Source organism: Limnospira sp. PMC 1279.21, from assembly GCF_032349615.1.
Taxonomy (GTDB): Bacteria; Cyanobacteriota; Cyanobacteriia; order Cyanobacteriales; family Microcoleaceae; genus Limnospira; species Limnospira fusiformis.
The window spans coordinates 1-12,911 of the sequence record NZ_JARPLU010000138.1 but is presented as its reverse complement, the minus strand read 5'-3'; the positions used below and the strand labels follow the sequence as shown (position 1 = coordinate 12,911).

Below are 12,911 nucleotides of genomic sequence, written 5' to 3'. Positions count from 1 at the left end.
ATCTAGGAGGTTATTTCAGGCATTGCAGCCTTATTTGACTCCTAAACGTCTCGCACGTTATCTCTATTATAGCAAATCGGAAAAGTGATCGGGGGCTAAAACCTAAGATAGTTGGGAAATTAGGGCATTTGAGGGGGTCGATCCGTCGCCCCGCTTTACCACAGTTCCCAAACAGGTTAAAATGGGGCAGATATATCAGCGCGTTCGATACGCCGATTAACCGATGGTTTTATGAGCAAAGGAACACTATTTGATAAAGTTTGGGACCTCCATACAGTGGGAACCCTACCATCCGGTGAGACTCAACTCTTCATTGGTCTACACCTGATCCATGAGGTGACAAGTCCCCAGGCTTTCGCGATGTTACGCGATCGCCAATTGAAAGTCCTATTTCCAGAACGCACCGTGGCTACGGTGGATCATATCGTCCCCACCGAAAATCAAGCTCGTCCCTTCGTGGATGTCCTGGCTGAGGAGATGATGCAAGCCTTAGAAAAAAGCTGTGCGGAACACAAGATCCGATTTTATAACATCGGTTCGGGTAATCAAGGCATTGTCCATGTGATCGCACCGGAACAAGGCCTAACTCAACCGGGAATGACGATCGCCTGTGGAGACTCCCACACCTCCACCCACGGCGCTTTTGGGGCGATCGCTTTTGGTATCGGTACTTCCCAAGTTCGGGATGTTCTCGCTTCCCAAACCCTAGCCTTATCAAAACTCAAAGTTCGCCGCATTGAAATTAACGGCCAACTCCCCCCAGGTGTCTACGCCAAAGATGTCACCCTCCATGTGATTCGACAATTGGGAGTTAAAGGCGGCGTGGGTTATGCTTACGAATACGCCGGAACCACCATTGAAGCCATGTCAATGGAAGAACGGATGACTGTTTGTAATATGTCTATTGAAGGTGGCGCGCGTTGTGGTTATGTTAACCCCGATCAAGTCACGTTTGACTATCTCAAAGACCGCGATTTTGCACCCAAAGGCGAAAATTGGGATAAAGCGATCGCCTGGTGGCAACAAATTCGCAGTGATGCCGATGCCGTTTATGATGATGTGGTAACTTTTGATGCTGCTGATATTCCCCCGACGGTCACTTGGGGAATTACTCCCGGACAGGGTATTGGCGTTGATGAGGTCATCCCTAAACCGGAAAATCTCCCCCCAAGCGATCAGGCGATCGCATCAGAAGCATACCGCTATATGGAGTTTACCCCCGGAACTCCCATTGAGGGAACCAAAGTTGATGTTTGCTTTATCGGAAGTTGCACCAACGGACGCTTAACCGACCTACGGGAGGCGGCTAAATTTGCCCAAGGTCGCAAAGTCGCCCCAGGGGTGAAAGCCTTTGTAGTTCCCGGTTCCGAAAGAGTTAAACAAGCCGCTGAAGCTGAAGGACTAGATCAAATCTTCCGAGAAGCAGGTTTTGAGTGGCGAGAAGCTGGGTGTTCTATGTGTTTGGCTATGAACCCTGACAAGTTACAGGGAAACCAAATTAGTGCATCTTCTTCTAACCGCAATTTTAAAGGCCGTCAAGGTTCCTCTACCGGACGCACATTATTAATGAGTCCCGCCATGGTCGTCGCGGCGGCGGTTAACGGAAAAGTTGCCGATGTTCGTAAGTTAATCGAAGCCTAGTTAATTAGTACCCCCATTACCTGATGCAACCGGGTAGGGGGGAACTCTCCTTATTTCCTCTTGTTAACTAATCCGAATCTTCCTAGTCAAAAATCATGAGTAAAATTCACAAGGTGTCAGGACGCGGTATCCCCTTAGTTGGTGGTGATATTGACACCGATCGCATCATTCCCGCCCGGTTTTTACGCTGTGTAACCTTTGATGGTTTGGGACAACAAGTATTTGCTGATGACCGTCAACAATTAAACGGAAATCATCCCTTTGACCTCCCACAATATCAAGGTGCTAATATCTTGGTGGTTAATGAAAATTTTGGCTGTGGTTCCTCCCGAGAACACGCTCCCCAAGCTATAGCCAAATGGGGTATTCAAGCTATTGTCGGGGAAAGTTTCGCCGAAATCTTTTTTGGTAATTGCGTGGCGATCGGAGTTCCCTGTGTCACCGCTACACCAGAGGCGGTCACACAATTACAACAGTTATTACAGCAAAATCCCCAAGTTGAAATTATCATGGATCTGGGGACGCTGAAAGTTCACGGCGGCGACTTAACTATTGATGTGAACATGAATGAAGGCTCCCGACAGTCCTTTATTAATGGTAGTTGGGATAATTGCGGTCAGTTGATTGCTAATCATGACCAGATCCGCACTACTGCTGCTAAGTTGCCCTATTTGCAATGGGATAATTCGGCGATCGCATAATCTTACCCCAGTTTTGGTAGTAGGTTGGGTTGAACATTTCGCCTAACCTATTCCCCTTTCGCGTATACTTACTCAAGTGCCGGAATTATTCTAGCCACAGCAGCGATATCATTGCTTAAATCCATGATTCCCTATCAAAACCCCATTGATTCTACACCCTATCTAATTTATCCCCCCTTACCTGACCCCCTATTTATTCCCGGAAAACCCATCAAATTAGGGGTTTTGGCTTCCGGTAGTGGCAGTAATTTTGAAGTAATTGCCCAAAAAATACGCGATGGACAACTTAACGCCCAAATACAGGTTTTAGTTTACAATAACCCCAAGGCTAAGGTTAAACAACGCGCCGAAAAGTTTGATATCCCCACTATTCTGGTTAATCACCGCGACTACCCCACTAGAGAAAGTTTTGATCAGCAGGTTGTTGATACCCTCAATCAATATGATCTCGATTTGGTTGTATTTGCGGGATGGATGCGAATTGCTACCCAGGTTTTGGTAGCCGCTTTTCCTCACCAAATTATTAACCTACACCCCGCTATATTGCCCAGTTTTCCCGGTATTCGTGGCGTTGAACAAGCCTTGGAATCGGGAGTTAAAATTACAGGATGTACCGTCCATCTTGTCGAGTTGGCTGTTGATAGCGGTCCGATTTTGATGCAAGCCGCTGTCCCCGTTTTACCCCAGGATACTCCCGAAACTCTCCATCAGCGCATTCAAGTATGTGAACATCAGATTATGCTTGGGGCGATCGCTTTGATGAACCAAAAATTGCTATTAACCTGATTTTGTGAAGTTTTGTAAAGAAAAGTTAAGAAATGTTAAAAAAATCGCCTTTTTTTCTGGGGGGGTAGCTTTTGGGGCGGACTTGTGCTATACTTTTTAGATAATGGGAATAGTGGCATTTTTTTGGCAAACTGTTAGAGTTCGATTATGAAGCATTACACTTAAATAATCCCACAAATTGCACCAATTTGTCAACCCCTGCGAAGGAATTTCGGCTAAAATGCAACTTGGAGCAGCACCTATCCCTGAATATGTCTTTTTTATCATCCTGGCAGCTTTTGAAACCTCGTCATCGTCAAAGATTACCAGAGCCAGAAATCCGGCCAAATTGGTGGGTAAGTTTAGGTAATGATATCACTCCATCGAATGAAATAACTTGGCAAGAGGAGACAATTGCGATTTACCAAACCCAGCCAATTATCAGCTTAAAGCAGCGATTTGTCATAGTAGGGGAGAGTAGTTTAATTAATGGGGATATTGACCAATTATTAGACGATTTAGACCACAGGGATAATATTCCCGAAGTCCTGTCGCAGTTACAAGGAATATTTGCCCTAGTGATTTGGGACAGAAGCCAAAGGCGACTGTGGTTAGCACGAGATGCTGTAGGTGGGAGAAACCTATACTATACAATTAATCAAGGTATTTTGCGGGTAGCACCTCGTCTGAGAAGCCTAGGGAAATTTCATCCCCAAAAATTAGATTATCTAGCTTTACGAGACTATCTTTCTTGCGCGTTTATTCCGGGAGAACAAACCATCTGGGAAGGGGTAAAAGAAGTACGTCCGGGGACAATACACGAATGGTCAGACCCTGGGAAATCTGGGAAAATACAAGTTTATTGGCAACCGGAAGAACAAATAGGCGATCGCGATCAACCCCTAGAATATTACAGCCAAAAATTGCGATCGCTTCTTAATCAAGTAGTGGCAGAATCCCTACCTATTGGGGAACCTGTCGGCGCTTATTTATCAGGGGGATTAGACTCTAGTGCGATTACAGCTTTAGCCAGTAAATTTCATCAGCAGGAAGTCCATACTTATTCAATCCATTTTGGGGCTGAATATCCCAACGAATTAGAATTTGCCAATTTAGTAGCGGAACATTGCCAAACTCAGCATCATATTCTGGAAATCCAGCCAGAAACTGTATGGGATAATCTAGCAATTACTATGGCAAATTTAGACGATCCTATTGGTGATCCTCTGACAGTTCCTAACTATTTATTGGGACAGGTAGCCAAACAGGATGTCGGAGTTATTTTAAACGGGGAAGGAGGCGACCCTTGTTTTGGCGGTCCGAAAAATAAGCCGATGTTACTCTATGAACTGTATGGGAATATTTACAACCATTTTCCTAATCGTCTGACCACCTATTTAGAGTCTTTTAAAAAATGCTATCCCCATTTACCGGAACTTCTGAAACCGGAAATTTGGCAGCAGGTAAAAGATGCGCCGTCAGTATTTGAACCCGACTTAAATTCCGCCCAAGAATATTTAAATCGATTGATGCTAATTAATATTAAATTTAAGGGGGCAGACCATATTTTAACCAAAGTGAGTAATATGACATCGGCGGCGGGTTTAGAAGGGCGATCGCCATTATTTGATCAGCGAGTTGTTGACCTAAGTTTACAAGTTCCACCGGTGTATAAACTCTCTGCTGCTAATGAGAAAGCCGTGTTAAAAGCAGCGGTTACTGATGTATTACCAGCCTCGATTATTTATCGCCCAAAAAGTGGGATGCGGGTTCCTGTAGGTTCGTGGTTTTACCACCATTGGCAACAACGCACCCAGGCATTATTGTTCAATAAAAATGCGGCGATCGCCCCTTATATTAACCAAAAGTTTATTAAGGAACTTTTCAACCCCCAAAGTCCGGCTTATCAAAAATTTGGGATTAAACTCTGGTTATTAGTGAGTTTAGAAATTTGGCTACAAACCCAGAAAAATTAACTGTTGATAAAATAACCAGGTACAATAGTTGTGTGTCCTTGTTTGGGGTCATATTTAAGTAAATATTCACGGGCGATCGCCTCTTGTTGTCGGAGGCTTTTTAATTCGGGTTCGCCAATTTCTGTATCTGTAGATAGCAAAATTACCTGATGGCTGGCGGAGGGAAAATATCGTTCAATTAGGTTATAGCGGTGAGAGGAGTCTAGCCTTCCCAGGGGGGTATCAATAGCAATAGGAAGCTGGCGACCAGAAACCCGCGCCAGACCCCACAAAAAAGCGATCGCCAATAGTTGTTTTTCCCCGGCAGATAAGCGATGTTTGGGGACGGGTTGACCTTGGGGGTCATACAGAGACAAACTAAAATCTTGGGTAGCAATAACGACTCGATGAACTAGGTCTGATTTATGGAGAAGATAGCGGAAGCATTCAGTCACTTCTATTTCCAGCTTATTAAGTTTTCGGAGGGTCAACTTTTCCCGAAATTGTACTAAAGTTTTTTGTACCCTTTCGGAAGTTTGGATAATGTGGTTGGCATTTTTGCGATCGATAGTCACCTGGCTATATTCGGACAATTCTTTCTTAGTTTTTTCCACCATAGCCTCATAGCGATCGCGCTTAATTATAGCTTGATCATAATCCCTTTTCACCTTCGCCACATCCGCCCCCGCATCAGAAACCGCCTGTAAAAGTTCTTCGTAAACCTCCGGGGGTGCCGCCACATTTAGCTGTCTTTCCTTAGCTACAATCGTCTCCTGAATGCCTATCAGTTCATTTTTAAAAGACTTGGTTTGGCTAATTTGATTAGGGAGTTGATGTTCCAGAACACTGGTAAGCTGTCCGAGAGTAATTTCATCCATATCTAACCAAAAATCCTGTAAAGAATCATCGGAACTGGCGGAACTCTCCGACTCCAAAAAACTCCGAACCTTATCCAAACTAATATCGCCCAAATCCAGAGTTTTCAAATACTCCAATAATCGGCGATCGCGTTCCGCCACCACCTCCCGCGCAATTCTGGCTTTTTTCTCCCGAATTTCCTTTGCCCCCTGCACTTTTCCCCGCTCTAACAGAGGCTGAATTAATGCCAAAGGTAGCCAAGCTGCCGCCATTTCTCGCAAGCGATCGCGCTTTTCATTTAACCTCTCTTGTTCCTCCCGTAATTGTCTTTCAATTTGGTCTCTTTCCTGGGCTACCTTACCCCCTTCAGTCCGAAACTTATCACGAGTTTGTCTTTCTCGTTTATGGGCTTTTTGTAACTCCGTATCAAGTCGCACAACCTGCAACTTTGCCTCTTCCCAATCTGCTATTTGTTCATTTAACTTTGACTCAATTGCTTCCAAAGTAGCCAACTCAGAGACCTCAGCCAACTCCTTGCGTTTCCGACTCACCAAAATATTCAAATCCACCGATAAACGTTCCGCCAACTCCAACCCCAAAAGGGACTGAATAGCCTGGATAACCGTACTCGGAGGACTGTCTAATTCCGCCAATTCCTTGACCTGTTCCCCATCAAATAGAAACAGATTAGAAATTCCCAAAGGAAAGAAATCTTCGACTCGTTCATCCCAAGTTTCCACCAAACCCTTATCCGGCCAATCATCAATCAAAATACCCAACGTATCCTTACCATTTTTTAGATGTCTATTCCAGCGTCTTTGGATGCGAAATTCCACCTGTTTATTTTCTAAAATATGTTCAAATAATAGTTCCACGCAGGTCATTTCATGGGGTGGGGTATGTTTATTAATCGCCTGTTTGAGGAAATCAGGATAGGCAATATTTCCCCTAGTCGAACATTGGGCGCGTGCACCATAAAACACCAAGCGCATAGCATCCATTAGCGTAGTTTTTCCGCCTCCATTCATCCCCCCAAGTAGGACAATAGGACTGACCGTTTCACCAGTCATTTGCGGACGCAGGTTAATAACTTGTTTACCGCGATAGGGGCCGAAGTTTTGCAGAGTCAATTCCAGGAAAATCACAGAATAGCAGTTTCCGTAAAGGTTAATAGAGTCGAGCCAGAAATCAACAACTTATGGAGTTAGGATATAGCCCCCTTGAGTTGCACCAAATCAAGGCATCAATTTTCATCCTAGGGGGTTAATTAATCCAACTTGTGACCAATCACAAATCACGGGATAACTAACCCCCAGAAGCATCTTAATACATGACGCTTAACTAAATTTGAGACTCGCCCAGTTTAGCTGTTGGGGAGGTTCCGGTTTTTCACCATTGACAATTTTTTTGATATCTTCAACTTTTCCTTCCTTAGCGGCTTGTTTCAGGTCTCGCTGATAGTGTGCATTTGCGATCGCTTCTGATTGCGATCGAGAACTCGTTTCAAAGCATCTTTCTAAGGTATCATAGATTCCGGTACGCCGCGACATAGTTTTATACTGTCGTTCAGTATCCAGGAGTCTGGTCATCAGTTCTAAATACATCGGATCACCTTCGCTAAGTTCCTCCAAAATCTGCCATTCATCCACACCCAACATAGCATTACCACCACCATGGCGAGGGTCTTCAAAAGGTTCTCCTGTCACCTCTTGATAAATTCTCGGCAAACTATCATCAAATTCGTGTTTTTCCTCCAACCATATCCGCCGAATTTCGCTAAGTTCCTCCGGTTGAATTAAGGTTATATCCCGCATATCAGGCGGTGCATTTTTACGAACCTGTTGTTGAGCTTCTAATACCCGCCTTAACCAATATTCCCGCCATTCTCGTTTATAGGGTCCTGGTATCGGTTCGACTGACGTTTCTCCGTCAACATTCCTTTCAAACAATTGCACTGTCCCAAATATCCGCCGGAAGTCTCTTTTATCGTGATCATTCCATATATCTAATTCCAGACGAAAATCAACCAGAGGCTGTAACCATTCTTTCTCTTCATCATTATTAATCATTGCTGTTAGTGATTTATCGCTATCAACCAATGTACAAACCCAACAGCCAAAACGAGAACTTCCACAGCTAGGGGTTGAGGTATCAATAACTAAGGGACATTCATTGTCTGCTGTAGCACCTCGGTACATTGCAAACAAGTCTTTATTACTGTAATTCCAAGGATTTTCAAACTGCATTAAATACAGCCATACTTCGTCAGTAAGCCAGGTTTCAATAGGAGTATATAGCAGAGAGCTAGGTAAATGAGGATGAGGACACAAGCGTTCTCTCACACGCTTTAATTCTCGCTTTTCCATAATTGCTGCTCGATTAGGACTTTCTGTTTTACGGGTTCCCAAGACTACAATTGTTTCACCACTTGATCGGACAACATTACGGATAAAGCGATTAGATGGATCTACCTTTAAGCGTCCAGTACACCATCGGAATTTATGTCGAGGTGCTGGATATCCTTTTCCAATTAAACCTACCCAGTATGTCTGTGGTATCTCAGGGACTAGCAAATGAGGTTGGACGGGCATATTTTGTATCTTAGCAGCCTCTTGCATTTTTTCTAAAGATTTTTTGACCCACGCTGAAACTACTGGATTTTCAACTAGAGTATCTGTTGTGATTACATGAATTGTCTTATGGCGTTTTTCTGGGGGTAGTTGCGCGATCGCATTCCAAATTAGTTGTAATGTGGCTGTGCTATCTTTACCGCCAGAATAACCTATCACCCAAGGAATATGATCCAAGCAGTAGAGTTCTTGAATTTCTTGGGTTAACAATTCTATGGATGCCACAAATTCTTCAATTTTGGTATTTGGCGTATTTTGACTGGGTGGAAATAAATTGATTTGTTCAGCGTTCATTTGATAATACTCCTTTAGATAATTGAGATAACTGCTAGAATTGCCATAATTGAATCTAACCAACTGGTCTGGTGTTTGTCACTGTCCCTCCTAACAGATAGAATAGCCTTGCCGAAATGCCCCATATAGGATAGTATGCGATTGGGGACAGAAGTTTTTAAAAACCATATCAGTATAGTAGTACAATAGCTATGACGATCGCAAGAAACCCAAAAACCGAGGGACAGCCAGGGGAACTAGGACAACTGCTAACCGAGTTGTTAAATAATAGCGATCGCATTTTAGTTCAACCGACATCAATGGGAGTCACCCAAGGATATATAGGCGCAGTCAGCCTAGAATGGGCTGCCAGTCACATTGGTTATGCTTCCGAATTACCCCTATTTAAAAGCCACATTGACCCCGAAACCCAAAATATAGAAAGAGGCGCAGAAACCATTGATGCTATACTCCAGCGACCCCTAGACTGGTCACGTCAAGCCATCTTGGTACAATACCTGATTACCCACAATTGGGATCGGAAATTTCCCCCCCTCGTCGTCGTTATTAGTCCCCACTGGGTAGATAACCCGCAAGCACCACAATGGGATAAAAACGGACAAGCTACCTGTTCAGCCGCCCAATATATCCCCTTAGATGAACATGGAAAAATCGGCATCTTAGATTTATCATCTTCCGTCTCTGTCTTTGCTTTAGATGGACAGCATAGACTCATGGGGATTCAGGGAGTCATAGAATTATTAAAAACCCGGAAAATACAACCCTATAGCAAACTCAAAAAGCCTGTCGGTGAACCCATCACTTGGGATAAATTGCCTATAGTAAATATGCACCCACAAGATAAACTAGCCGCCTTAAACCACGAAACCATTGGCATTGAATTTATCCCCGCCGTCTTGGCTGGAGAGACTAGACAGGAAGCACAAAGGCGAATTAGGTCGATTTTTGTACACCTTAATCAAATGGCAGTTAAACTCAGTAAAGGACAGTTAGCCGCCTTAGATGAAAATGATGGCTTTTCTATTGTTTGTCGCCAAGTAGCTGTTAATCATCCCCTACTCAAAGATGAACCCGGACGTAAGCCTCGGATTAACTGGGATAGCGCCACAGTTGCCACCAAATCAACAGTATTAACTACCTTACAAGCCTTACGAGATATGGCGGAATTATATCTAGGTTGTTACCCTAAATTTCGAGGTTGGAAAGCGCCACAACCCGGTTTAGTTCCCTACCGTCCCGAACCCGAAGAGTTGGCATTAGGTACTCAGGAATTAATGAGTTTATTTGATGGTTTGGCGAGTTTACCCAGTTATCAAAAACTTACACAAGGAATGGAAACTCCTGATTTGCGAAGGTTTGGATTTGAACGCCCCCCAGGATTAGGAAATATTTTATTTAGACCCGTGGGACAAATAGCGATCGCTCATGGTATTGGTAAGGTGGTATTTCACTATCAACAACCCTTGGAAACCGTATTTAAAAAGTTAGTTAAATTTGATGCCGAGGGTGGTTTTAATCATATAGAATACCCTCAATCTATATGGTATGGCGTATTATATGATCCCAATAAACGCCGAGTCCGAGTAGCTGGTCGGTCTTTGGCTACTGATTTAATTGTTTATTTACTAGGAGAAATCACCGAATTAATGGATGAGGCAATTATACGCAAACAACTGGCTGAGGCGCGGACTTTTGAAAATAGGGCGATTAATTTTGAGGGTCGGATAGTTAAACCCAGGGAAGTAGGATTACCTGACCCTATAGATTTGTGATATCATCTAACAATAGATATAAATTCATACCAACTAATCAAACCATGGTTAATGATGAACCTACCAATAAAATAGACCATTTGGTGGCACCTCTTTATAATCAATACTTCCGCGAGAGGTGTTATTTGGGGTTGATGTGTCACCAGGGAGGGCGACAAATGATTCAAATTAATGTCCCAGCCCAAGATTTACCAACTCTCCTACAGGCGCGACCCTCCCTGGGAAATGACCCGGACTCTGGCAAAAATCGACCGGAGATTAAAGGTCATGCTGAGGAAATTAAAGACTATATTATCCAGCGTGTTCATAAAAATAAACCCTGGATTTTGGGAACACTGACAGCTAATGTTAATCCTGAAGATATCCAAATTCTTGACTTGGGTAGAGGCGTGTGTTTTGTGATAATTCCCCGTGGTCATAAGTTAGATATCACTGATGGACAACACCGCAAAACCGCCATTCATCAATTAATTGAAAGTGATTTAGGAAAGTTAATCGGTGAGGATGATTTTCCGATTACTTTGGTTTTGGAGGAGAATTTTAATCAGTGTCAGACCGACTTTAGGGATATGGCGCAAGCCAGACAATTAGATAAATCTTTGCTGGTTTCTTTTGGGGAACATTCCGGTCGCATTGGGATTACCAAAAATTTGGTCAATCGCGTTTCCATGTTTTATGGGAAAACTGAGAAGGTGAAAAAAAGCCCTTCCACTAAGCAGAAGTTGATTTATACTAATGCTTATATTGTGAATTTGGTCAGTTGTGCTTTTACTAATCAGCCGGATAATGACTTAGAAGATTATGATGTAGAAATGGCATCCCATGAATTAACTCAATGTCTGAATCAGTTTTTTTCGGAATGTCCGGTCACATCACATATTGCTAATCAGAGTGTGGATGAATTAACGGTTGAAGAAGTGGCTAATTTTAAGGAAAAATATTTATTAGGTTTTCGGGTGGGTTTGGAAATACTGGGGCGACTGTTATATATGACCTATGACGGTCAGCAAAATGAGTTTAATCGAAGTAAAATATCTCAGTTGGCGCAACTGGACTGGTCGCGGGAGAGTCGTCTATGGGAAAATAATGTGGTCACGATAGATCCTAACCCCAAAAACCCCCATAAACCCTATAAAATTTCCATGGGGGCTAGTCAGGTGAGAATTGCGGTTAATATAGTTAAAGCCTATTTGGGCTGGGGTTCATCTCATCCCTATCTGAGTTAAATGTTATGGTGGGGGTAGTATACTGGTGATAGCCATTTTTAAAGATATCTTAAACCTTATGGTCGATCGCCATGAAAAACATGAAAAAATTATCATATTTGACTTTGATGGGACTTTAGCTGATACCTTGGAAGTGGTGATTAGCATTACCAATGACCTGGCGGCAGATTTTGGATATTCCCCCACCACAGCCACTGATTTACAGCAATTACAAAATCTCAATTCTTGGCAAATTATTAAGCTGTCTAATATCTCCCTATTCAAAATTCCTAAACTCCTGCGCCGAGTCCAGCAGGAATTACAAAATAATCTCGGATCTATTTCTCTATTTCCGGGTATTCCTGAAGCCTTAAACGACCTGAAAAACCAAGGCTGTCAACTATCTATTATCACGTCTAACTCACCAAGTAATGTGGAATTTGTGTTAAACCGACATGGTGTTTTAGCACTTTTTGATAATCTGAATTCCGAGTCAACACTCTTTGGGAAACACCGAATTATTAACCGCCTACTAAAACAGCAAAATATCCCCAAACATCAAGCGGTTTATGTGGGAGATGAAACCAGAGATATCACCGCAGCCCACAAATCGAAAATTAAGAGTATCGCGGTAACTTGGGGGTTTAATTCGGCTAATGTACTGGCTAAATATAAGCCGGATTTTATGATGAATCAACCCCAAGACTTACCCCCAACGATCGCATCTATTTTCCCGATAAATTAGCCTTCCGACTCTCGATTGAATCCCCTCAAAACGGCGCGATCGCTGACATTTTTATAAATGGTTTCTAAATACTGCATAACCACATCCGCCGCCGTGGCTGTAGTCCCCAGAGGAATTGGACCTAACACATCCAAAACTGTCTCGCTTCCTGGAGGTGGTGAAATCACGACTAAAGAAGATTCCAACTGTTGTTTATACTGCCAATATTCACTCACCACAGGAGGTTCATAACCCTTGACAGAGGGGGATACTTTGGAGGTTTTTCTGTCTTTTTTCCCCCCACCAGAACCCCGTATATTTCGCAATTTAGCGATAATCTCTTCTTTCAAGCGTCCCCGCAGTTGA

At 43.2% G+C, this 12,911-nt stretch carries 9 protein-coding genes and 1 pseudogene; 7 read left to right on the top strand and 3 right to left on the bottom strand.

The genetic code is table 11. The features are described from left to right. The first annotated feature begins 231 nt into the window (after positions 1-231). The 4 genes from leuC (at position 232) to P5683_RS18195 (ending at position 5,083) form a co-directional block, all read left to right on the top strand. The gene (gene leuC, locus P5683_RS18210) at positions 232-1,641 is read left to right on the top strand and encodes a 3-isopropylmalate dehydratase large subunit (RefSeq protein ID WP_046321611.1); all 1,410 of its coding nucleotides are present in this window, start codon (positions 232-234) and stop codon (positions 1,639-1,641) included. Between the two features lie 95 nt (positions 1,642-1,736). Further along, the gene (gene leuD / locus P5683_RS18205; protein WP_315640110.1) at positions 1,737-2,342 is read left to right on the top strand and encodes a 3-isopropylmalate dehydratase small subunit; all 606 of its coding nucleotides are present in this window, start codon (positions 1,737-1,739) and stop codon (positions 2,340-2,342) included. Positions 2,343-2,465: 123 nt separating this feature from the next. Then, positions 2,466-3,128: a phosphoribosylglycinamide formyltransferase gene (gene purN / locus P5683_RS18200; protein ID WP_006622240.1), complete on the top strand. Its 663-nt coding sequence runs from the start codon at positions 2,466-2,468 to the stop codon at positions 3,126-3,128. Between the two features lie 251 nt (positions 3,129-3,379). Beyond that, positions 3,380-5,083, top strand: a complete 1,704-nt coding sequence (locus P5683_RS18195; RefSeq protein WP_199456416.1) for an asparagine synthetase B — start codon at positions 3,380-3,382, stop codon at positions 5,081-5,083. On the opposite strand, the gene dndD is transcribed toward P5683_RS18195, so the two are convergent. After that, on the bottom strand, positions 5,080-7,065 hold the full coding sequence (dndD, locus tag P5683_RS18190; RefSeq protein WP_315641897.1) for a DNA sulfur modification protein DndD: 1,986 nt from the start codon (positions 7,063-7,065) through the stop codon (positions 5,080-5,082). The genes P5683_RS18195 and dndD overlap by 4 nt on opposite strands. Positions 7,066-7,257: 192 nt before the next feature. Then, positions 7,258-8,844 (bottom strand): DNA phosphorothioation system sulfurtransferase DndC, encoded by a 1,587-nt coding sequence (gene dndC / locus P5683_RS18185; protein WP_315645865.1) that lies wholly within the window; start codon positions 8,842-8,844, stop codon positions 7,258-7,260. A 191-nt stretch (positions 8,845-9,035) separates the two neighbouring features. Here dndC and P5683_RS18180 point away from each other — a divergent pair, with 191 nt between their 5' ends. From P5683_RS18180 to P5683_RS18170, 3 genes are read left to right on the top strand one after another with little or no spacing between them, the layout of a single operon-like run. Beyond that, on the top strand, positions 9,036-10,616 hold the full coding sequence (locus P5683_RS18180) for a DGQHR domain-containing protein (RefSeq protein ID WP_315640112.1): 1,581 nt from the start codon (positions 9,036-9,038) through the stop codon (positions 10,614-10,616). 44 nt (positions 10,617-10,660) lie between these two features. Further along, entirely contained in the window at positions 10,661-11,842 is a 1,182-nt protein-coding gene (locus P5683_RS18175) for a DNA sulfur modification protein DndB (protein WP_315640113.1), read from the top strand. A gap of 25 nt (positions 11,843-11,867) precedes the next feature. Then, the gene (locus tag P5683_RS18170) at positions 11,868-12,566 is read left to right on the top strand and encodes an HAD hydrolase-like protein (protein ID WP_083806317.1); all 699 of its coding nucleotides are present in this window, start codon (positions 11,868-11,870) and stop codon (positions 12,564-12,566) included. On the opposite strand, the pseudogene P5683_RS18165 reads toward P5683_RS18170, so the two are convergent. Then, positions 12,563-12,911 (bottom strand): annotated as a pseudogene (locus P5683_RS18165) (hypothetical protein); the annotation flags it as partial. The gene P5683_RS18170 and the pseudogene P5683_RS18165 sit on opposite strands and share 4 nt — an antisense overlap.